This window comes from Cedecea sp., from assembly GCF_036500665.1.
Lineage (GTDB): Bacteria > Pseudomonadota > Gammaproteobacteria > Enterobacterales > Enterobacteriaceae > Cedecea.
Map to the genome: position 1 here is coordinate 24831 of NZ_DASYBS010000106.1, position 22399 is coordinate 47229.

22 protein-coding genes are annotated in these 22399 nt (G+C 54.1%); 13 read left to right on the forward strand and 9 right to left on the reverse strand.

Translation table 11 applies throughout. From position 1 onward, the window contains the following. Window positions 1-96: 96 nt before the first annotated feature. From VGM55_RS17535 to rimJ, 3 genes are read right to left on the reverse strand one after another with little or no spacing between them, the layout of a single operon-like run. Window positions 97-1020 carry a Gfo/Idh/MocA family oxidoreductase gene (locus VGM55_RS17535; RefSeq protein ID WP_331636209.1) on the reverse strand — a complete coding sequence of 308 codons (924 nt, stop codon included), beginning with the start codon at window positions 1018-1020 and terminating at the stop codon, window positions 97-99. Window positions 1021-1022: 2 nt separating this feature from the next. Then, a complete protein-coding gene (locus VGM55_RS17540; RefSeq protein ID WP_154187683.1) occupies window positions 1023-1670 on the reverse strand; it encodes a YceH family protein in 648 nt (215 codons plus the stop codon). Between the two features lie 2 nt (window positions 1671-1672). Then, window positions 1673-2263 (reverse strand): ribosomal protein S5-alanine N-acetyltransferase, encoded by a 591-nt coding sequence (gene rimJ / locus VGM55_RS17545; protein ID WP_154187684.1) that lies wholly within the window; start codon window positions 2261-2263, stop codon window positions 1673-1675. Between the two features lie 229 nt (window positions 2264-2492). Between rimJ and mdtH the strand changes: the two genes are divergently transcribed. The 9 genes from mdtH (at window position 2493) to VGM55_RS17590 (ending at window position 9253) form a co-directional block, all read left to right on the forward strand. Then, window positions 2493-3707, forward strand: a complete 1215-nt coding sequence (mdtH, locus tag VGM55_RS17550) for a multidrug efflux MFS transporter MdtH (protein ID WP_154187685.1) — start codon at window positions 2493-2495, stop codon at window positions 3705-3707. A gap of 99 nt (window positions 3708-3806) precedes the next feature. Then, window positions 3807-4367, forward strand: a complete 561-nt coding sequence (locus VGM55_RS17555; protein ID WP_154187686.1) for a lipoprotein — start codon at window positions 3807-3809, stop codon at window positions 4365-4367. 146 nt (window positions 4368-4513) lie between these two features. Continuing rightward, window positions 4514-5560 carry a dihydroorotase gene (pyrC, locus tag VGM55_RS17560; RefSeq protein ID WP_331636160.1) on the forward strand — a complete coding sequence of 349 codons (1047 nt, stop codon included), beginning with the start codon at window positions 4514-4516 and terminating at the stop codon, window positions 5558-5560. A 75-nt stretch (window positions 5561-5635) separates the two neighbouring features. Continuing rightward, window positions 5636-5881 (forward strand): DNA damage-inducible protein I, encoded by a 246-nt coding sequence (gene dinI / locus VGM55_RS17565; RefSeq protein WP_154187688.1) that lies wholly within the window; start codon window positions 5636-5638, stop codon window positions 5879-5881. Between the two features lie 298 nt (window positions 5882-6179). Next, a complete protein-coding gene (gene bssS, locus VGM55_RS17570) occupies window positions 6180-6434 on the forward strand; it encodes a biofilm formation regulator BssS (protein WP_008453527.1) in 255 nt (84 codons plus the stop codon). Between the two features lie 129 nt (window positions 6435-6563). Then, window positions 6564-7685, forward strand: coding sequence for an N-methyl-L-tryptophan oxidase (gene solA, locus VGM55_RS17575; RefSeq protein ID WP_331636161.1), 1122 nt, complete (start codon window positions 6564-6566; stop codon window positions 7683-7685). A 46-nt stretch (window positions 7686-7731) separates the two neighbouring features. Then, on the forward strand, window positions 7732-7845 hold the full coding sequence (locus tag VGM55_RS17580; RefSeq protein WP_154187690.1) for a DUF2770 family protein: 114 nt from the start codon (window positions 7732-7734) through the stop codon (window positions 7843-7845). Between the two features lie 263 nt (window positions 7846-8108). Then, the gene (locus VGM55_RS17585) at window positions 8109-8663 is read left to right on the forward strand and encodes a cytochrome b (RefSeq protein ID WP_154187691.1); all 555 of its coding nucleotides are present in this window, start codon (window positions 8109-8111) and stop codon (window positions 8661-8663) included. A 17-nt stretch (window positions 8664-8680) separates the two neighbouring features. Beyond that, a complete protein-coding gene (locus tag VGM55_RS17590; protein WP_154187692.1) occupies window positions 8681-9253 on the forward strand; it encodes a YceI family protein in 573 nt (190 codons plus the stop codon). 34 nt (window positions 9254-9287) lie between these two features. Here the strand turns inward: VGM55_RS17590 and VGM55_RS17595 are convergent, their stop codons facing one another. Continuing rightward, a complete protein-coding gene (locus tag VGM55_RS17595) occupies window positions 9288-10340 on the reverse strand; it encodes a rhodanese-related sulfurtransferase (protein WP_331636162.1) in 1053 nt (350 codons plus the stop codon). 224 nt (window positions 10341-10564) lie between these two features. Here VGM55_RS17595 and VGM55_RS17600 point away from each other — a divergent pair, with 224 nt between their 5' ends. The 3 genes from VGM55_RS17600 to VGM55_RS17610 all read left to right on the forward strand — a co-directional run bounded on the left by VGM55_RS17600 (window position 10565) and on the right by VGM55_RS17610 (window position 13332). Further along, on the forward strand, window positions 10565-11488 hold the full coding sequence (locus VGM55_RS17600; RefSeq protein WP_331636163.1) for a Kdo(2)-lipid IV(A) acyltransferase: 924 nt from the start codon (window positions 10565-10567) through the stop codon (window positions 11486-11488). 148 nt (window positions 11489-11636) lie between these two features. After that, window positions 11637-12863: a multidrug efflux MFS transporter MdtG gene (mdtG, locus tag VGM55_RS17605; RefSeq protein WP_331636164.1), complete on the forward strand. Its 1227-nt coding sequence runs from the start codon at window positions 11637-11639 to the stop codon at window positions 12861-12863. Between the two features lie 94 nt (window positions 12864-12957). After that, the gene (locus VGM55_RS17610; protein WP_154187696.1) at window positions 12958-13332 is read left to right on the forward strand and encodes a MysB family protein; all 375 of its coding nucleotides are present in this window, start codon (window positions 12958-12960) and stop codon (window positions 13330-13332) included. 3 nt (window positions 13333-13335) lie between these two features. Here the strand turns inward: VGM55_RS17610 and VGM55_RS17615 are convergent, their stop codons facing one another. From VGM55_RS17615 to mdoG, 3 genes are all read right to left on the reverse strand, one after another. Continuing rightward, window positions 13336-13557 (reverse strand): YceK/YidQ family lipoprotein, encoded by a 222-nt coding sequence (locus VGM55_RS17615; protein ID WP_414648297.1) that lies wholly within the window; start codon window positions 13555-13557, stop codon window positions 13336-13338. Window positions 13558-13829: 272 nt separating this feature from the next. Beyond that, the gene (mdoH, locus tag VGM55_RS17620) at window positions 13830-16361 is read right to left on the reverse strand and encodes a glucans biosynthesis glucosyltransferase MdoH (RefSeq protein ID WP_331636166.1); all 2532 of its coding nucleotides are present in this window, start codon (window positions 16359-16361) and stop codon (window positions 13830-13832) included. Further along, the gene (gene mdoG / locus VGM55_RS17625) at window positions 16354-17889 is read right to left on the reverse strand and encodes a glucans biosynthesis protein MdoG (protein WP_154187756.1); all 1536 of its coding nucleotides are present in this window, start codon (window positions 17887-17889) and stop codon (window positions 16354-16356) included. The genes mdoH and mdoG overlap by 8 nt, the downstream gene beginning before the upstream one ends. A 295-nt stretch (window positions 17890-18184) precedes the next feature. Here mdoG and mdoC point away from each other — a divergent pair, with 295 nt between their 5' ends. Further along, entirely contained in the window at window positions 18185-19345 is a 1161-nt protein-coding gene (mdoC, locus tag VGM55_RS17630; RefSeq protein ID WP_331636167.1) for a glucans biosynthesis protein MdoC, read from the forward strand. Window positions 19346-19441: 96 nt separating this feature from the next. Here mdoC and ymdB read toward each other — a convergent pair whose 3' ends face one another. Continuing rightward, window positions 19442-19972, reverse strand: a complete 531-nt coding sequence (gene ymdB / locus VGM55_RS17635; RefSeq protein ID WP_154187699.1) for an O-acetyl-ADP-ribose deacetylase — start codon at window positions 19970-19972, stop codon at window positions 19442-19444. Between the two features lie 150 nt (window positions 19973-20122). Continuing rightward, window positions 20123-22339 carry a TonB-dependent siderophore receptor gene (locus tag VGM55_RS17640; RefSeq protein ID WP_331636168.1) on the reverse strand — a complete coding sequence of 739 codons (2217 nt, stop codon included), beginning with the start codon at window positions 22337-22339 and terminating at the stop codon, window positions 20123-20125. Window positions 22340-22399: the final 60 nt, after the last annotated feature.

A 22399-nucleotide genomic window follows, 5' to 3' on the forward strand; every position in this document is an offset into this window, starting at 1 on the left:
AAACATGAACGCCTGCAATGCAGGCGTTCATGGATGATGACAAGTCGGCATAGTCTACCGATACCGCGCCGAATTGCTACCGTGATCTGTTACAGCTTATTCAATGATCGCCTCGCGCCAGAGCTTCTCCACGACGCGCTGCGCCAGCAGAGCCTGTTCACCGGACGTTTCAGGAACCGTCTGATTCGCCACGCAGTCGATAAAGTGACGAGCGCAGCCTGCAAAGCCGCGCTGTTCCAGCGTTGTTTGCCAGCCGGGAATCGGCTGCTCTATCACCCCTGCTCCGCACTCTTCACGCCACTGACGCATGTCGGTCACTTCATAAAGCCCGCCGTCGGTCACCGCCTGAACCCACTCACGCTGGCTTCCGGCCCGACGATGCATGCTGGTCGTTACGGTCAGGTTGCCCTGGCTGAAATGGTGCTCGGCATACAGCATCTGCCCCAGCTCGTTGGTGTGCAGCGTACCGCTTTGCAGCTGGGCGGAACCGCCGCCAAGCCACAGCGCCGTATCCACCACGTGAAGGTAATCATCGAGCAGCGTAAAGCGCAGATCGTTAGGGCCAACGCTATCGCTGCGATGTTTATCCATGCGCAGGGACGCTCCGGTGGAGAGTTTTGCCTTTAGCTGCTGGTAGCGCGGCGCAAAACGACGGTTGAACCCGACCATCAGGGTGCGTTTTTTTCGCTCCGCAAGCTCCACCAGCCTCTCGGCATCGGCCAGATTTTCCGCTAAGGGTTTATCCACGCAGACGTTAACGCCAGCGTTGAGCAGCGCATTCACCACCGCAAAGTGCGAGCGGGTGGCGCTATGAACAAATACGGCATCGCACCGGGCCGCCAGGTTACTCAGCGAGTCGACATAGGGAATTCGCCAGGTTTCACAAACCGGCAGCGCCTTCGCTTTGGTTGGCGAAAATGCGCCAACCAGCGACCAGTCGCTTGATGCGCCAAGAACCGGCAGCCAGGCTTTCTGCGCTATACCGCCCAGCCCCACCACGCCAATGCGTAATTTAGTCATCATTAGTCTCCCAGATGCGCAAGCAGGGAACCCAGCCGCTGTTTAAGCTCGGCAACTTCTGCCTCCAGCGCGTCCACTCTCGCATTGAGCGAGTCTGAAACCGGGATTACGCTTTGCTCTGTCATCGCAGAAAAATCAACCTCACCGCTAAAGAGATGCATATAACGGCTTTCACGTTTACCCGGCTCGCGCGGCAGACGTACAACAAACGGCCCGTCGTCACGACCCGCGAGCCCTTCCAGCGTAGCTTCTACCTGCGCCATATCGGTGAACTCAAACATTCTCCCGGCACGGCTGCGCAGCTCACCCGGCGTTTGTGCGCCACGCAGCAGTAATGTGGTGATAACCGCTACTTCTGCCGGCGTCAGTTTCAACTGACCAAACTCTGAGTTGCAAAAGCGCTGTTCGTATTTGGTCACGCGGTTGCCAAACCCGCTGACGGTGCGCAGATAATGATTTTTCACCAGCGTATCCAGCGTGTCCTGGACGTCGTGCTCTTTCAGCTCCATCACCGGTTCACGGTTGGTTTTCTGGTTGCAGGCGGTGACTACGCCGTTGACCGACATGGGATACTGCTCTGGCGTCGTGATTTGCTTTTCCAGCAGGCTGCCAATCACGCGCGCTTCAACCGCCGTTAACTGATATTTCATTTTTAAACTCCACGACCTGGGGTCCAGTCTTTATTGACAAGCGCGGTCAGAACGTGGTCCCGCCATACGCCGTCAATAAGCAAATAATCCTTTGCGTACCCTTCTTTTTCGAAGCCAAGACGCGCCAGCAAGTCGCCGCTTCGCTGATTGTGCGGCATATAGTTGGCCATAATGCGATGCACATTCTGGCTACGTTGCATGTAGCGAATAGCGCTGGTCAGCGCCTCATGCATTAACCCCTGCCCCTGCCACTTTTCAGCGATGGAGTAACCGAGGTAGCAAGCATGGAACGAACCGCGCACGACGTTGGAAAAGTTGGCCACGCCGATGACTTCTTTTTCTTCCGGATCGAGTAGCACAAAGTAGTACGCACTGCCCTGCTTGTGCATTTCATTGATCATGCCAAGCCTTGCCTGCCAGCCTGACGGGTAGCAGTAGCTTTCATCCCGAATGGGTTCCCAGGGTTTCAGAAATTGGCGATTTTCGGCGTAGTAATCCGCCATACGCCAGGCATCTCGCTCATAAACCAGACGCACCACCAGTCTGTCGGTCACCAGGCGAACTTTCGGTGCATTATTGCGGTAGCCAAACATGTTTATCCCACTCCTTCATCCCGGTTCACGGGGCTCATCTTGTTACTATACCTGTGCCTGGCCGCCGTGTGAAAACAACAACATGAAGCAACATCACTTTTTTCGATTAGAGCCTTGAATCAAACTCGTTGAACGATAAAAAAATATTGTCCTGCGCCGTGTGTCAAAAGCCCGGGCAGCAGGCGAGAATAAGTACTTGTCGCGTTTAATGAAGTTCCCTGGAGGGGAGATGTCGCGGGTGGCGCAGGCAAGGAGCCTGGGTAAATATTTCCTGCTGCTTGATAACATGTTAGTGGTATTGGGCTTTTTCGTTGTCTTCCCTTTGATTTCCATTCGCTTCGTTGACCAGCTGGGCTGGGCCGCATTGATGGTCGGCATTGCCCTGGGTCTGCGTCAGTTTATTCAGCAAGGGCTGGGGATTTTCGGCGGTGCAATTGCCGACAGACTCGGTGCCAAGCCGATGATTGTCACCGGTATGCTGCTGCGCGCTGCCGGTTTTGCCACCATGGGCATCGCCACCGAACCGTGGATGCTGTGGCTCTCCTGCCTGCTCTCAGCCATCGGCGGTACGCTGTTTGATCCTCCCCGCTCGGCGCTGGTCGTCAAGCTGGTACGCCCTCAGCACCGCGGACGATTTTTCTCACTGCTCATGATGCAGGACAGCGCCGGGGCGGTTATCGGTGCCCTTCTGGGCAGCTGGCTGCTGCAGTATGATTTCCGCCTGGTGTGTGCCGTAGGGGCAGTGATGTTCGTTCTGTGTGCGGCACTTAACGCCTGGCTGCTTCCCGCCTATAAGCTTTCGACTATTCGTACGCCGATGCGTGAAGGTATGGGGCGCGTGCTCCGTGATAAGCGCTTTATAACCTATGTTTTGACGCTGACCGGTTACTACATGCTGGCCGTCCAGGTGATGCTGATGCTGCCGCTGATGGTGAACGACATCGCCGGTACCGCATCGGCAGTGAAGTGGATGTACGCCATTGAGGCGGCGCTTTCGCTCACGTTGCTGTACCCCATTGCCCGCTGGAGCGAAAAACGTTTCCGCCTTGAGCAGCGTTTAATGGCGGGGCTGATTTTAATGACGGTGAGCCTGATGCCTGTCGGCCTTGCGTCAACCTTACAGCAGCTTTTTGCCCTGATTTGTACCTTTTACATTGGCTCGATTATTGCCGAACCGGCCAGGGAAACGCTGAGCGCCTCGCTTGCCGATGCTCGCGCACGCGGGAGTTACATGGGGTTCAGCCGTTTAGGGCTGTCGCTGGGTGGCGCGCTCGGCTATACCGGTGGTGGCTGGCTGTTTGACGCAGGTAAAGCGCTTCAACAGCCCGAGCTCCCGTGGGCGATGCTGGGTATTATCGGTTGTATTACCCTTGCCGCACTCTGGTGGCAGTTCAGCCTCAAACCCGTGGAGCCAACGATGTTTGAACCCGGCGGCCCGGGGTAAACCACACCTTTCATCCTTTTCCTGTAGCCGCAGGCGCCGTGCCGCATTATGCTGATCAACGTAAGGCACGGCATTTGAGCCGCTATTTTGAGGAAGCCTATGAAGAAGATTGTTTTTGCCGCCGCATTGATGCTTGGCGGCCTGCTATCAGGATGCAACCAGCTAACGCAGTACAGCGTGAGCGAACAGGAGATCAACCAGTCGCTGGAAAAACACAATAACTTCTCAAAAGATATTGGCCTGCCCGGCGTCGCCGACGCGCATGTCGTGTTAACCAATTTAGCCAGCCAGATTGGCCGGGAAGAACCGAATAAAGTCACGCTAACCGGCGATGCCAACCTCGACATGACGTCACTATTCGGTAATCAAAAAGCCACCTTAAAACTGAAGTTGAAAGCGCTGCCGGTGTTCAATAAAGAGCAAGGCGCTATCTACCTGCAGGAGATGGAGGTGGTTGATGCTCAGGTCGAGCCGCAAAAAATGCAGACCGTGTTGCAAACTATCGTTCCCTACCTGAACCAGTCGCTGCGCAGCTACTTCAATCAACAGCCTGCCTATGTCCTGAGTGAAGACCGCAGCAAAGGCGAGTCGTTGGCGAAGAAGTATGCCAAAGGCATTGAGGTTAAGCCTGGTGAAATCATCATTCCTTTAACCGACTAACCGGTTAACCCTCGGGGCCGCTTTGCTGCCCCGAGGCGTTTGTGCAACATAAGTGGTGCAAACGATAACGTTTCCCCTTATCCTTAGTGCCCGGCATAAAACCAGCCCTTGATGACTGATTTTCCCTCTCACGCCGGAGCACATTCATGACTGCATTACCTCAGGTATTAAAAATCCGCCGCCCAGATGACTGGCATATTCACCTTCGCGATGGTGAGATGCTGAAAACCGTGGTGCCTTACACCAGCCAGACGTATGGCCGTGCGATTGTGATGCCCAATCTTGTGCCTCCTGTCACCACCGTGGAAGCGGCGATTGCCTACCGTCAGCGCATTCTTGATGCCGTGCCGGCCGGGCAAAATTTTGAACCGCTAATGACCTGCTACCTGACCGACACGCTTGACCCTAACGAAATAGAGCGCGGTTTTAATGAAGGCGTGTTTACCGCCGCCAAGCTTTACCCTGCCAATGCCACAACCAACTCTACCCACGGCGTCACCAGCACCGCCGCTATCATGCCGGTGCTTGAACGCATGCAAAAAATTGGCATGCCGCTGCTGGTGCACGGCGAAGTCACCCATGCCGACATCGATATTTTCGATCGTGAAGCACGTTTCATAGAAACCGTGATGGAACCGCTACGCCGCCAGCTGCCGGAACTGAAGGTGGTGTTTGAACACATCACCACTAAAGATGCGGCCCAGTACGTGAAGGAAGGCAACTCGCTGATTGGCGCAACAATCACACCTCAGCATCTGATGTTTAACCGCAACCACATGCTGGTTGGTGGCATTCGCCCGCATCTTTACTGCCTGCCGATTCTGAAGCGTAGCGTTCATCAGGACGCCCTGCGCGAGCTCGTAGCCAGCGGCTGTGACCGCGTATTCCTCGGTACCGACTCGGCGCCTCACTCTCGCCATCGCAAAGAGGCAAGCTGCGGCTGTGCAGGCTGTTTCAATGCACCTTCTGCGCTGGGTGCGTATGCCACGGTGTTTGAGGAGATGACCGCTCTGCAGCACTTCGAAGCTTTCACCTCGCTGAACGGCCCGCGTTTCTACGGCCTGCCGGTGAATGAAGACAGTATCGAGCTGGTACGCGTTGCCGAGACAATGCCGGAGCTGATTGAAGCCGGTGACGACAGCATCGTCCCGTTCCTTGCCGGAGAGGACGTCGCCTGGTCGGTTAAAGGCTAAATATTTCAACGCCCCCTGTTGCTTACTGGAAAGTTAGCCTGTATAAATATCCAGTATATTATACAGGGGGTCGTTATGCGTATTGAAGTGACTATAGCCAAAACCACACCGTTGCCGCCCGGGGCTATCGACGCCCTTGCCAGTGAGCTTTCCCGCCGTATCAATCAACATTTTCCCGACACCAGCAGCGACGTTCAGGTGCGTTATGCCTCCGGCAACAACCTGTCCGTGCTGGGCGGTGCTAAAGAAGATAAAACGCGAATCAGCGAGATCCTCCAGGAAACCTGGGAAAGCGCTGACGATTGGTTCTCTGCCGACTAATACCCTCAATTATGTTGGTACTTTTTTGCCGGGTGTCGCCATCCGGTTTTTTTATTTACGCACCTTGTTTTGCTTAATTTTTAAACTACCGCTGTTTATTTTCCCTTTTCTCTCAGACAAATCAGAATAACCTGCCGCTTTATTGCTCAACCGAACACAAAAATGCAAAAAAAGTGTTGCTGAGTATTTATTTCATCCCCGTTATCTGCTCATTATTGATATACTTAACTCGCTTCACGATAAATCACGCATGAACCTCGCTAGCCGTTGTCTTTAAACACGTATAAAAGGGGTTATGATGGAAAAAAATAGTGATGTTATTCAGACTCATCCCCTCGTCGGATGGGACATCAGCACCGTCGACAGCTACGACGCCATGATGCTGCGCCTGCACTACCTGACATCCAATAATCAGAAGCACGATGAAACCGAGATCGGCCAGACGCTCTGGCTGACCACCGATGTCGCCCGGCAATTTATTTCTATTCTCGAAGCCGGCATCGCCAAAATTGAATCCAGTGATTACCAGGAAAGCGATTATCGAAAGCATTGACGACTCATGCTTAACAAAAGCCACAGGCACCCAGCGGGGTGCCTTTTTTATTTTAAACTTCACCGTTAATTGCATCGCTCGGGTGAATTAATTACCCTGCTATAGATAATTTTCCACAGAGAAAAGCTTATGAACTACGACCTCATCATTGTCGGCAGCGGTTCCGTCGGTGCCGCTGCAGGCTGCTATGCAACACATTCAGGCCTGAAGGTACTGATGATTGACAGCGGCCACCCGCCGCACGACCGGGGCAGCCACCACGGCGATACCCGCCTGATGCGCCATGCGTATGGCGAAGGTGAAAAATATGTCCCACTGGTGCTGCGTGCCCAGAAACTCTGGGATGCGCTGGCTGAAACCAGCGGTGAAAAACTGTTTCATCGTACCGGGGTAATCAATCTTGGCCCGGCCGATTCTCCGTTTATTCGTAATGTCGCCTCCAGCGCCGAGAAATTTTCCCTGCCGGTTGAAACGCTGGACGCCGCCGCCATTGCCACACGCTGGCCGGAGATTGCGGTGCCTGAAAACTACGTCGGCTTGTTTGAGACGGACTCAGGTGTATTGAAAAGTGAACTTGCCATCGAGACCTACATCAACCTTGCTAAACAAGGTGGCAGCGCCCAGCTTTTTAACTGCAATGTGACGGCGGTCCGCCACGATGACGAAGGCGTAACGGTCGTGACCGAAGAAGGTGAATATCACGGGAGCAAGCTGCTGGTCAGCGCGGGCACCTGGGTCACCAAACTGCTGCCAGACCTGCCGATCGCGTCGGTTCGCAAAATCTTTGCCTGGCACCAGGCCGATGGTCGCTACAGCGAGAACAACAAATTCCCGGCGTTTACCGCAGAAACGCCAAATGGCGACCAGTATTACGGCTTCCCGGCCGAAGATAACGAGCTGAAACTGGGTAAGCACAATGGCGGGCAGCGGATTGACTCGCCCGAGCAACGTAAACCTTTTGGCAGCATCGCCAGCGACGGGTCTGAAGTGTTTCCTTTCCTGCGTGAGTTTTTACCCGGTATCGGCTGCTGCCTGCATGGTAAAGCCTGTACCTACGACAACTCGCCCGATGAAGACTTCATCATCGATACGCTGCCCGGCCATGACAACACCCTGGTCATCACCGGCCTAAGCGGGCACGGCTTTAAATTCGCCTCGGTATTGGGTGAAATTGCCTGCCAGTTTGCTCTGGGTCAAAAACCGGCGTTTGATTTAACTCCGTTCGCACTTTCACGTTTCAAAACAGCGTAACATCCCCCGTGGCGGACGCCTCCGCCACTTTACTCAGGGGAACACCATGATCCGTTTTATTCAATTTTTGACCCATAATATCCGCGAACATTTTATTCTTTACCTTGTTCTTTGGGCGATGCTTGCGCTACTGGATCTGGCTTATATTTATTTCTTTTGATTATTCACATACACGTTATGTTGACAAATATTGACGCAAAATTAATTAAATATAGTTTCACGACAAATAATTAACCGCCAATCAATATCTTTCCCAATCAAAACAATTATATTCATTCGACTCTATTGAACGCATTCCGCAAGTGTTATTCAAAAAAACAGACATACAATAAATATATATCGAAATGAGAATATTTATGTTGATCTGTCGTTAACAGAACACCTATGTTTTATTTTCTTCAGAAAACACATGGACGCATAAATATGCAATGGCGAAACTCACCCGAACGCTATGGACACCTTTCGGTTCTGCTTCACTGGCTGATCGCCGCCACGGTTTATGGCATGTTTGCGCTCGGACTGTGGATGGTAACGCTAAGTTATTACGACGTCTGGTACCATAAGGCCCCGGAAATACATAAAAGCATCGGCATATTGTTAATGCTTGGGCTGGTGATTCGTATTCTCTGGCGCTTTATTTCCCCGCCGCCTCCGCCGCTAAAAAGCTATTCACGCCTGACGCGAATCAGTGCGCTTGTCGCTCATATTTTGCTGTACGCATTATTGTTCGCCATTTTGCTGAGCGGGTATCTGATTTCAACGGCTGATGGTAAACCAGTTAGCGTCTTTGGCTGGTTCGATGTGCCCGCTACGCTGACGGACTTTGGTGTTCAGGCCGACCTCGCCGGTACGGCACACCTTTGGCTTGCCTGGTCCGTCGTCATCATTTCCCTGCTTCACGCCCTTGCCGCCCTGAAGCACCATTTTCTAGATAAGGATGCCACCCTCAAGCGCATGCTGGGGAAAGCATCCCGTTAACTATGGAGAGTAAGACAATGAAGAAAATCCTGCTGGGAGCCACCTTAAGCGCTCTGTTATTCACCGCCGGCTCCGCCGTCGCCGCTGACTATAAAATTGATAAACAGGGTCAGCACGCGTTTGTGAACTTCCGTATTCAGCATCTCGGCTATAGCTGGCTGTACGGCACCTTCCGTGATTTTGACGGCAGCTTTACCTTCGACGAGCAAAATCCTGCGGCGGATAAAGTCAACGTCACCATCAACACCACCAGCGTTGATACTAATCACGCCGAGCGTGATAAACACCTGCGCAGCGCCGAGTTCCTCAATGTGGGGAAATTCCCTCAGGCAACTTTCACCTCAACGGAAGTGAAAAAAGACGGCGAGAAGCTGGATATTACCGGCAATTTGACGCTGAACGGCGTCACCAAACCGGTCACGCTGGCAGCTAAGCTGATTGGTCAGGGCGATGACCCGTGGGGCGGCGTACGCGCGGGGTTTGAAGCGGAAGGAAAAATAAAGCTGAAAGACTTCAACATCACTCAGGATCTAGGCCCGGCTTCCCAGGACGTTGATCTGATTATCTCTGTTGAAGGTGTACGCCAGTAAAAAACTATTCCCCCGGCGAACCGGGGGATATTTATTATTTCTCGGGATCAGGAATACCCAGCGTGGTGTTCAGCATCCCGCGAGACTTATTAAAGATCTTATTGCCGTTTTCACGACCCGCACGGCGTCGGCGCTGCTCTTCAGGCGACAGTGCCAGCTCATCGCGACACACTTCACTGCAGCAGCCGGAAAATGTCTCCGCGCAGCTCGGGCACTGAATAAACAGCAGGTGGCAGCCGTCATTTTTGCAATTGGTGTGGCTATCGCACGGCGTACCGCACTGGTGGCAGTGGGCAATCACATCTTCAGAAATACGCTCCCCCATTCGCTCATCGAAGACAAAGTTTTTCCCGACAAAGCGCACCGGCAAGCCTTGCTCACGCGCACGACGCGCATACTCAATGATCCCGCCTTCAATGTGGTAAACGTTTTTAAAGCCGTTATGCCGCATCCATGCACTGGCTTTTTCGCAGCGGATCCCGCCGGTGCAGTACATGACAATTTTCTTGTCTTTGTCATCCTGCATCATATCAACGGCTTTCGGCAGCTGTTCGCGGAAGGTGTCGGCCGGGATCTCGAGAGCATCCTCAAAATGCCCGACTTCATATTCGTAGTGGTTACGCATATCAATGAAAAGCGCGCTCGGATCGTCGAGCATGGCGTTCACTTCCGCCGCTTTCAGGTACTCGCCTACGTCACTTGCGTCAAATGTTGGATCATCAATGCCGTCGGCGACGATGCGGTCACGCACCTTCATGCGCAGCACCCAGAAGGATTTCCCGTCATCCTCAAGTGCAATATTCAGGCGCAAATTATTGAATGCCGGGTGGAAGGCATAAAGCGCTTCGCGGAAGGCATCAACCCGGCTTTCCGGGACGCTTATCTGCGCGTTGATCCCTTCATGGGCCAAATAGACACGGCCAAACACTTTGAGGCTCAAAAACAGCTGATAAAGTGCATCACGCGTGGCCTGCGGCTGTTCAATAGTGAAGTATTTGTAGAATGAGATAGTCGTGCGCGGCTCGGTTTCGGCAAGCATGCGCGCGCGCAGCTCCTCATTCGATACGCGGTTGTGTAACACTGGCATGGTGTTCGCTCGCAATCGTTGGAAAAAAGTGGGCTGCATCATAAAGCAAATAACGGTTATTTACATCCCCACGTTTTACGCTACATTTTGCTCACTCATCGATAGAAACGGCAACAATCGGTGAAATATCAGGCACTCTGCCAGCGCTTATTTTGGCTGTGCGCCAAAAAATGTCACAATGGAATGATTAGAAGATCCGGCAATTGCCGTCACAAAGGTTTTACATGACGAACTTACCGCAATTCTCCCGTGCATTATTGCACCCGCGATACTGGCCCACCTGGCTGGGCATTGGCTTTTTATACCTGCTGGTTCAGCTCCCGTACCCGGTGCTATATCGTATTGGCTGTGGTCTGGGCCGGCTGGCAAAACGCCTGATGAAGCGCCGTGCGCAAATAGCCTACCGCAACCTTGAACTCTGCTTCCCGGACATGAGTGCGGAAAAACGCGAACGCATGGTGGTGGCCAACTTTGAGTCCGTCGGCATGGGGTTGATTGAAACCGGCATGGCCTGGTTCTGGTCTACCGAGCGCATCAACAAATGGTGCCACTACAAAGGCGTCGATATCGTTAAAGGCATCGAGAAAACCGGCCAGGGTATTTTGCTGATTGGTATTCACTTCCTGACGCTGGAGCTGGGTGCCCGTATTTTCGGCATTAAAACCCCAGGTATCGGCGTGTATCGCCCAAATGACAACCCTCTGCTGGACTGGCTGCAAACCTGGGGGCGGATGCGTTCCAATAAGAGCATGATTGACCGTAGAGATCTGAAAGGCATGATCCGCGCCCTGAAAAATGGCGACATCATCTGGTATGCACCCGATCACGACTACGGCCCTCGTGGCAGCGAATTCGTGCCGTTCTTCGCCGTTGAACAAGCCGCCACGACCACGGGAACCTACACGCTCGCCAAGCTCTCCGGGGCATGCGCCGTGCCGTTTGTGCCGCGCCGACTGCCAAACGGCAAAGGCTACGAGCTGACGATTATCCAGCCTGAGCTGAACCCGCCGCTTGAAAGCCCGGCAGAAACCGCCCGCTGGATGAACAAAATCGTTGAGAAGTGCATTCTGATGGCGCCAGAACAGTATATGTGGCTACACCGCCGCTTTAAGACCCGCCCGGAAGGGATGCCCGACCGCTACCAATAATCGCGCAATAGCCGCCGTAACAGGCGGCTTTTTATTACCGTGCGTTTGATCGAAAAAGCCCTTCGATTTGCCAGCCCAATGCCAACAGGCGCATAATTAGCAGAGTAATAATTCCCTCTCTTTTTGGCACTGGCAACTTCGGAGCGGTATGACTCCCCCTGACAGCACTATCAACTGGAAGCGTAATCTGGCCGTCGTCTGGGTTGGCTGCTTCCTGACCGGCGCGGCCTTCAGCCTGGTGATGCCGTTCCTTCCGCTTTACGTTGAGCAACTCGGGGTCACCGGCCACAGCCAGCTGAACATGTGGTCCGGGCTGGTCTTCAGCATTACCTTCCTGTTTTCCGCCGTGGCTTCGCCTTTCTGGGGCGGACTTGCCGACCGTAAGGGTCGAAAACTGATGCTGCTGCGTTCCGCGCTCGGGATGTCTATCGTCATGCTGTTTATGGGGCTGGCGCAAAATATCTGGCAATTCCTGGCGCTACGGGCCCTGCTCGGCCTGCTTGGCGGGTTTGTGCCTAACGCTAACGCGCTGATAGCCACCCAGATCCCGCGCCATAAAAGCGGCTGGGCGCTCGGCACACTTTCAACGGGCGCGGTCAGCGGCGCGCTGCTTGGCCCGCTCATCGGTGGCCTGATGGCGGACTCCTACGGGCTGCGCTCGGTATTCTTTATCACCTCATTGGTGCTGTTTCTCTGCTTTGTGATGACGCTGTTCTTCATTCGCGAGTCGTTCACGCCGGTATCCAAAAAGGACCTACTGCACGCCCGCCAGGTACTGACCTCATTGAAAAATCCGCGCCTGGTGCTGAGCCTGTTTATCACCACAATGATTATTCAGGTGGCGACCGGCTCTATCGCGCCGATTTTAACGCTCTACGTGCGCGATCTGGCCGGTAACGTCAGCAACCTGGCGTTTATTAGCGGAATGATTGCATCCGTGCCTGGCGTCGCGGCGTTGATCGGCGCCCCACGGCTGGGCAAGCTTGGGGATCGTATCGGGCCGGAGAAGATCCTTATCGGCGCGCTGGTTATCTCCGTCCTGCTGCTTATCCCCATGTCGCTGGTGCAGAATACCTGGCAGCTTGGCATTTTACGTTTCTTGTTAGGGGCTGCGGACGGCGCGCTGTTACCCGCCGTGCAAACGCTCCTGGTCTACAACTCTTCGAATCAGATTGCAGGCCGTATATTTAGCTATAACCAATCTTTCCGTGATATCGGCAACGTCACCGGCCCGCTGCTCGGGGCTGCCGTTTCCGCGAGCTACGGCTTCCGTACCGTGTTCCTGGTCACCGCCAGCGTCGTGCTGTTTAACGCCCTGTACTCGTGGATGACGCTGCGCCAACCCGCCGAACGAGTGCGAATCCCTGGAGAGTAAATCTCAGACTTGCATCTTTGCCAACAGCGTCAACAATTAACTGGAAATCGTAACGGAGCAGCCGCTCCCTGACCTTTGCCACAAGGAGATGCCCATGAGCATGTATGCAACCCTGGAAGAAGCCATTGATGCCGCACGGGAGCAGTATCTTGCCGAAAACCCAAGCGTGGATGAAGAGAGCGCCAGCGTCGAGCAGTTCAATTTCCAGAAGTACGTTTTGCAGGATGGTGACATCATGTGGCAGGCCGAGTTCTTTACCGACGACAGCGAGGAAGGTGAATGCCTGCCGATGCTAAGCGGTGAAGCCGCACAAAGCGTGTTTGACGGCGATTTTGACGAGATTGAGCTGCGCCAGGAGTGGCTGGAAGAGAACACGCTACACGAGTGGGACGAAGGTGAGTTTCAGCTCGAGCCGCCGCTGGACACCGAAGAGGGCCAGGCGGCAGCTGACGAGTGGGATGAGCGCTAGCCGCTATTCATAGGGCCCGTGGCTGGCGTCAATCGGCAGCAGCAGGGTGTCGAAGATCAGCGAAAACGGCAGGTCAAGCACGGTGATATATCGCCATGCACCTTCGCGTACGTCCCAGCGCACGCCTGGGTAGTACTGGTTACCGTGTCCCTGCCCCGGCACCGTTCTGCTAATAATGCTGCCGCAGCCGCTTAGCAGCAAGGCCATCACCAGCACCGCAATTATTTTACCCACGCACGCTCTCCTGTTTAGGAAGCGCTGAGTATAACCATCGCCGGATAAAAGGCAAAAAAATGCCGACCCGAAGGTCGGCATTGGCGGTTGCTGACAAAGAGGGAAAAACGTGGTTTTTCCCTCTTTGTGGTTATCAGCCGAAAATCAATAAATTGATTTTCCTGTTTTTATTAACGAGCCGTTGGGTATTTTTTCTCTCGCCAAGGGTTTGTCAGCCGTCTTAAATGCCGACCCTGAGGTCGGCATTGTCACTTAGCTGCGGCTTACTTTGTCGTCAGCGCCAGCGGGTTAAGCTGAAGCTTTTTGTAGCTATCAACCCAGGAGGAATAGCGCTCCGGATTCGCCCACACGCGGTAATGCAGACGCGACATGGTCATCGGGTCGCTCAGCAGCACCAGCCGGCGGTCACGGTTGAGTTTGTCCGGCGTTTCGTTAAGCGCTTGCTCAACGTGACGGTCACGGGCAATCTCCAGCACCAGACTCTTACGGTGACGAGCCGTTGCCATCGCCGTGCTCAGGGCGTTAAACGACGGGTTAAACACCGCGTGCATAAAGCCATCGTCCAGCGTGCGGCTGCGGTTCAGCTCCAGATAGTTCTCGGTATCCACCAGCACCTGAGGCGGAGAATACTCTTCCGGAATCAGGAACAGTTTCCAGCGCTTGGTACGCAGGCCAAGGCTAGCACGGCTCGACAGCACGGAAACGAACGGCGACAGGATCAGCGAGAACACAATCGGCGCCAGCCAGAACAGGAAGCGCAGATCCAGCCAGGCCATTCCCACCGCCCACACCAGGCCCAGCAGAAGCTGCGAGCCATGGCGCATGAAGGCTTCCCCCCACGGCGTGGAGTCATCGTCACGCTGCGGTGAGTTCCAGACCACTTCCCAGCCGAGGAACGCGCTGACCACAAACACGGTGTGGAACAGCATACGCACCGGCGCCAGCAGCACGGAGAACAGCACTTCAAGCAGCAGCGAGCAGGTCACGCGCAGGAAGCCGCCGTACTCCCTGGAGCCCTTGCACCAAATAAGGATGATACTCAGCAGCTTCGGCAGGAACAGCAGAACCATCGTCGAGGCAAACAGCGCGATCGCCAGCTCTGGACGCCACTGCGGCCAAACCGGGAACAGCTGCCGCGGCTGCAGGAAGTACTGCGGCTCGGTCAGGGCATGCACGACCTGCAGCGCAGTCGACAGCGCCAGGAACATAAACCACAGCGGCGCAGACAGGTAAGACATCACGCCCGTCAGGAATACCGCACGGTGTACCGGGTGCATCCCTTTCACCAGGAACAGGCGGAAGTTCATCAGGTTACCCTGGCACCAGCGGCGGTCGCGTTTCAGCTCGTCCAGCAGGTTCGGCGGCAGTTCTTCGTATGAGCCAGGCAGATCGTAGGCAATCCATACGCCCCAGCCGGCACGACGCATCAGCGCCGCTTCTACGAAGTCGTGGGAAAGAATCGAACCAGCAAAGTTACCTTCACCCGGCAGCGGTGCCAGCGCACAGTGCTCAATGAAAGGCTTCACGCGAATAATCGCGTTATGGCCCCAGTAGTGGGATTCCCCCAGCTGCCAGAAGTGCAAGCCTGCGGTAAACAGAGGCCCATATACGCGTGTCGCAAACTGTTGGCAACGCGCGTACAGCGTGTCCATACCCGATGCTTTTGGTGAAGACTGGATAATACCGGCCTTCGGGTTAGCTTCCATCAGGCGTACAAGGTTGGTCAGACAGTCACCGCTCATCACGGAGTCGGCGTCCAGCACCACCATGTAGCTGTATTGGTTACCCCAGCGGCGGCAGAAATCATCGATGTTACCGCTTTTGCGTTTCACGCGGCGGCGGCGGCGGCGGTAGAAGATTTGCCCCTCGCCCTGCACTTCAGCGATAAGCTCCATCCAGGCTTTCTGCTCGGCGACGCAGATATCCGGATTGTAGCTGTCGCTCAAAATATATACGTCAAAGTGCGCCTGCTGCCCGGTTGCCTTCACGGACTCCCAGGTCGCCCTCAAACCCGCAAACACGCGATCCACGTCTTCATTACAAATCGGCATGATAAGCGCGGTACGGTGTTCCGGGTTAATCGGCTCATCCCCTACCGTTGACGCAGAAATGCTGTACTTGTCTTTGCCCATCAGCAACTGCAGGAAGCCCATCAGCGCGGTCCAGAAACCGGCAGAAACCCAGCAGAAAAGCACCGCAAACAGAATCAGGATGCCGCTTTGCAGAATATACGGCAGCAGCTGCATAAAGGAGACCCACAAATCCTGGCCACCCATGTCTGTTGGGTTAATCAGCGCCCAACCCTGATACGGAAGAATCGTCTTCATATACCAGGTTGCTACCACGGTTTGTGCCAGCGTCAGGATCAGCAGAATGTAGCGGCGGATAGTGCCGACAGTACGCCATTTCTGCTCGGAGGCTTCCTCTTCTTTTGAGGCAAATTTCGACTTCGTATCACGGCCAAGCAGGCGGTCCCAGAAACGGCCAATCGGGTTGGTACGCCATGGGTCCGGGAACATAGAAGCGCGCGTCGCTTTCGGCATTGCCTGAAGCTGGGGGCGCCCTTCCTCATCGGCGATCAATTGCTCACCGTCGAGGGAACCCGGCCAGCTCGCCTCGAGGCGAGCTTTTACCGATGCAAGGGGAGAATCATCCGCTCGTTCGTAGTGGTGCTGCTGCGCGTCTAGCGCCTCATGCACCGCCTGAAGATCGGATGCAGGAAGACCCGCCTTCTGCTCAGCAGAAAGCGGAAGTGCCTCAATGTAATCGGGCAAGAATTCAGTAGACTTATTCATTGGCAGGCAGCTGATAGCTCCAGGTTTCACTCAGTGTCCGATCGCCGTTGACCAGCGCAGCACGCATATCCGTCGTCTTCTTCTCGTCCTTCAGCTTCACGCGCAGCGTTAAACGCCAGCCTTTTGTGACCGGGTTATAACGCACCTGGCTATCGACTATTTCACCGTTATCGCCAATGCTGGTCTGCGCGGTAACCGGGGTATCGGTCGGCAGTTTTTTCATTTCCGCACCGGTAAAGTCCACCACAAACGCAATGGTACCGTCCGGCTGACGGATCAGGTTAGACTGCTTAACGTCACCGGTTGAACGGCGGGTTTGCAGAACATACGCGTTATCCGGCGCATGCATTTTATCTTCATCGCGGCTAAAGGTGATGGTGTACTTAAAGTTCATCTCTTTACCAGGATCCGGCAGTTGATCCGGCGTCCAGTAGGCGACGATGTTGTCGTTAGTTTCATCGTTCGTTGGGATTTCAACCAGTTCTACACGGCCCTTACCCCAATCCCCGACCGGGGCAACCCACGCGCTCGGACGCTGATCGTAACGATCGTCTAAATCTTCAAAGCGAGAGAACTGACGGCCACGCTGCAGCAGGCCAAAACCAACCGGGTTTTCCGTTGCGTACGAGCTTACGGCAAGGTGTTTCGGGTTGTTCAGCGGACGCCAGATCCATTCACCGTTACCTGCGTGAATAGACAGACCATTGGAGTCATGCAGCTCCGGGCGGAAGTTAGTGGTTGGGGACGGCTGGTTTGGCCCAAACAGGAACATACTGGTTAGCGGTGCCACACCCAGCTTGCCGACTTTATCGCGCAGATAGACTTTAGACTGCACGTTCACCACGGTGTCACGCCCAGGGGTGATAACAAAACGGTAAGCACCGGTCGCTCGTGGGGAATCAAGCAATGCGTACAAGGTTAACGTTTTATCCGTTGGTTTCGGACGTTCAATCCAGTATTCACGGAAGCGCGGGAACTCTTCACCTGACGGTAAAGCGGTATCAATGGCCAGCCCACGGGCAGACAGGCCATAAACCTGGCCAGCGCCAATTACGCGGAAATAACTCGCTCCGAGCATGCTGACAATTTCATCGTTCTTATCTTTGCTATTGATCGGATAGAGCACTTTGAATCCGGCAAAACCGAGATCTTTTACGGTGTCTTTATCGTGCTTTACATCACCGAAGTTAAAATAGTCCGGGCTGTATTTGATCTTGTGCACCGCGGTAGCGGTCACTTCATTGATCGCCACCGGCGAATCGAAGTACATCCCCTGGTGGTAGAATTCGAGCTTGAATGGGGTCTTAATGTTGTTCCAGTAAGCTTTGTCATGATTGAACTGGATCTGCTGGTAGTCCGCGTATTTCATGTCGCGGAATTGCGAAGGCAGGTTGCTTTTCGGAGCTTCATAGCTCTTACCCGCTAAGGTTTTCGCCTGTTTTGCGACGTCGTCGATAGTGAAGGCCCAAACCGAGGTGGTATAAAGGGACAACATTACGGCCGCGCCTAACCAGCGCACTTTCATCATATTTGCTTTATGTTTCATATTAACCAGCACATCCCCCTTTGTGTGCTTAAATCAATCTATCCATTTTAATGGAAACTTTTGCTTTCCGACAACCAAATCACCGCTTTGTTCAGCGTACTGGCTCAGGGTTTAAGCAAAATAAAGACAACTGCTTACGCTTTAAGAGTTCACCCTGGCGACAGGATGACACGCTTAGTGTAGGGTTGCCACGAATATGTAGACTGAACTGGACTTTTAGCCTGATAGGATAGGGTCTTAAGGATAAGACGAATAGTCTGAAAATGTCTGGAGTATTATGAGTAACGCACCGCAACAACGTGAGTTTTTCCTGGATTCTATCCGGGCATGGTTGATGCTACTGGGCATCCCGTTCCACATTTCGCTTATCTATTCGAGCCACCACTGGCACGTGAATAGCGCGATGCCTTCTGCAAGCCTGACGCTATTTAATGATTTTATTCACGCGTTTCGTATGCAGGTGTTCTTCGTTATTTCTGGTTATTTTTCCTACATGTTATTTCTGCGCTACCCGCTAAAACGCTGGTGGACAGTACGCGTAGAGCGGGTCGGCATTCCCATGCTGACGGCCATTCCGCTGCTGACGCTGCCTCAGTTTCTGATGCTGCAATATATTAACGACAAAGCGGGCCTGTGGCATACGCTCACCGGCTACCAAAAATACAACACGCTGGTGTGGGAACTGGTGTCTCACCTGTGGTTTTTGCTGGTACTGGTGATATTAACAACGCTAGGCATGGTTTTGTTTCAAAAAATTAATGATTTTATAATTCGAAACGAAAAGAATAATAATTCACCAATTACGCTGGGAAAACTCTCAATTCTGTTCTTAGGCTTTGGCATTTTATATGCCGCTGTACGGCGAATGATTTTTATTATCCACGCGCCTTTATTAAGCGATGGGCTGTTTAATTTCGTTGTGATGCAAACGCTGTTCTATTTGCCGTTCTTTATGCTCGGGGCGCTCACCTTCAAACGCGAGTCGCTGAAGATACTGTTTACTACGCCTTCGCGCTGGAGCATGGTGGGCGCAACATGCGCCTTTGCCGCATATTTGTTAAACCAGCGCTACGGCAGCGGTGACGCCTGGATGTACGAAACGGAAAGCGTGATCACCATGCTTATGGGGCTATGGATGGTCAATGTGGTGTTCTCGCTGGGCTACAAGATGCTGAATTTTAAATCAGCACGGGTAACCTATTTCGTCAATGCATCGCTGTTTATTTATCTGGTGCACCATCCGCTAACGCTGTTCTTTGGCGCATTTATTACGCCACACATTACGTCCAATATTTTGGGCTTCTTTAGCGGACTGGTGTTTGTTGTCGGCATTGCGCTGCTGCTCTATGAGCTTCATTTACGCATTCCGCTTCTTCGCTTCCTGTTTTCCGGCAAGCCGAAACAGAAGGCCGTTGCGCCGCAATCATTTGCCGGGTAATACACAGCAGGCCGGGTGATCGATTCCGGCCTTTTACTATCTCCGCGCTGAGAAGCGTAGCCTTCCTGGATTGAAAATTTATGAAGGCTTGATGATTTATTTATGACAACCGGCTGCAATCTGCTGATAAATCTGCGTGTTTTCATCATCAAAGCAGACAAACACCACGCTTTCCGGCAGCGGGCGTAGGCCGATATATTTATAGACGGTATCCCAGGCTATGCGCGCCGCCTGTGCCTTCGGGAAGCCATAAACCCCGGTGCTTATCGCCGGGAAAGCAATAGTGCGATAGCCATTAGCGGCGGCTAAATCCAGGCTGTTGCGATAGGCAAGCTCCAGAAGTTCAGCCTCGTTCTGCTCTCCGCCGTGCCATACCGGCCCCACGGCGTGAATAACCGCTTTTACTGCAATGTTTCCGGCTTCGGTGATAACCGCATGGCCAGGGGCGCATTCGCCCTGGAGCTGGCGTACCGCTTTACAGGCTTCCAACAGCGCAGGTCCGGCGGCACGATGAATCGCCCCGTCCACTCCCCCACCGCCCATCAGCGAAGGGTTTGCCGCGTTGACGATCACATCAACCTCAATCTGTGTGATATCCCCCTGGACTACCTGTATGCGTGCACTCATTAACCATTCTCCAACTGTACTTTGCCGTAGTCTATTCTCGTCAGACGGGGCGCGTACATGACTATTATCGTTTCCGGACATTTCAACTTTTAAACATGTTCGGATATCAGCCACAAAAAGCCCCGCCTTAACGGGGCATTTGTTATTGGATTAGAAATCAACAGTCATGGAAAGTTTCAAGGTACGTGGGTCGCTTTGCGTAATGTACGAGCCGCTGTCGTCGATGGACGCCCAGTATTTCTCGTTGGTCACGTTTTCCACGTTGGCACGCCAGGTCAGCGTCTGGTCGTTTACCTTCGTGCTGTAACGCACGCCGAGATCGAGTCGCGTCCAGCCGTTGAGCTTCAGGCTGTTGTCCACGTTGACATACTGAGAGCCGGTGCGGATAAGCGTCCCGGTCGCGGTCAGGTTCTGCACCCACGGCAGATCCCATTCACCGCCTACGGACCAGGAGTAGCGAGGTACACCGATAGCGTCGTTACCGTCATAGGTTCCGCCGCTGGTCTTAACCATTTCAGGCTCAAGCCACAGTGCACTGCCCAGCAGACGTACGCCGTACATCGGCTCACCAAAGACGTTCAGCTCCATACCGCGGCTACGCTGCTCACCGTAGAGGCCGTAAACGTTGTTGCTGTCGATCATCCCCACCGGCTTTTTGACCTCAAACAGCGCCATGCTCCCGCCCACGCGGCCGAAGTCCATCTTCACACCGACTTCGTTCTGCTTTGACTGCACGATACCGACGACGTTACCGGCATTGGTCGCTTTCGACGTTGCCGTTGGGCCAGGCTGTAGCGCTTCAATATGGTTAGCATAGAAGGAAACCGGCTCCCACGGCTTCACCACCAGGCCATAAACCGGCGTAACGTTGAAAGCGTCAAAGCGCGACTTCGTGTCTTCGACGCCGGTATAGCTGTAGTTACGAACCCGCACTTCCTGGCGACGGGCCCCCAGGGTCAACAGGACCTTACCATCCAGCGCAGAGAGCGTGTCGGAAAGAGACACGCCGCCGGTAATCGTGCGGCTACGCTGGGTTGGATCGTCCATATCGCTGCCGGAAGCGACCGTCGGAAAACGGCTGAGGTCGATATAAGACGGGTCGTAGATGTTATTCCCGACGGCAGTTTTACTGGACGACATGGTGTAGGCCGCGCGGGTTTTTCGGTACACGCCTGAATAGCCCAGGTTCACGCTGTGGCCGATAAAGCCGGTATCAAACTTACCTCTCACCCCGCCCATGCCGGAGAAAGCGTCGGCGATGTAGCGCGTAGAAAGGCGCGTCTGGCTGGTATTGCCGTTGTTATCAACAAACTTTGGCACGCTGTAATTGCCACGCTCGTCGGTTTCGCTGGTGCCCAGCGCGCCATAAAGCGTCCAGTTGTCCTGCAAATCGTACTCGCTGTGCAGGGCGGCAAAACGGCTGCTCATATCTGAGTAAACCCAAGGCTGCCCGTAGTTTGTGCGGTTATCCGGCACGTCAGGCATCGCCGTAATCGCCCCAACGCCAACGCCGATACGCCCATTATGCACCGTCATTTTCTGATAGCCGCCGTCGAAGGAAGTCCGCAGCTTCTCGCCTTTGTAATCGAGCCCAACGCTTGCCAGCGACGTTCTGTCCTTCTGGCCATGAACTTCGCTTTCGCCCTCGCGGTGAAGCAGGTTAACTCGCGCACCAAACTGGTCGTTATCGCCAAACCTACGCCCCGTATCCAGCATGCCGCCAATCTGCGAGCGCCCGGTATAATCCACGCCAATCTGGGTATGCGGCTCGCTTCCCGCCCGCTTAGGCTCGATATTGATCGCCCCGCCCACGCCAGAGCCACCCGGCGGCACGCCGTTCAGAAACGCCGTGGAACCCTTAATAACCTCCACGCGCTCCGCAATGGCCGTGCTCGTTATCTGACGCGGCAGCACGCCGTAAAGTCCGCCGTAAGAAATATCGTCGCCGTCGAGCAGGAAACCTCGGATGCGGTAGGATTCGCCGAAGTTACCGTAGCTGCGCACGGGCTGCACGGTGGCGTCGTTGCGAATAATGTCGCTGATAGTATTGGCCTGCTTATCCTCAATCATTTTTGAGGTATAGCCGATAACGTTAAACGGCACGTTGCTCGCATCCTGTTCACCGAGCATGCCCAGGCGCCCGCCGTTGGCTACCTGCCCTTCCAGGTAAGCCGGGACCAGATCGTTACCGCCCGCGCTGAACTGATTATCCGGGGTAGCCGTTACGGTAATCGTCTCTTCTTTAGCGGCAGTTTTTTGCTGAGTGTTTTCCTGCATCGAAGCAACGGCAGGCAGGCAGGAGGCAGCGATCAGTGCTGCAATCAGGCGAAGTTTAAACCCGGCCTGATGAGAAGGTTGGTGAGGCATCTAAAGTCCCTGGTAAAATTTAAAATTCAATAATGAGAACGATTCTGATTTTGATTGTCG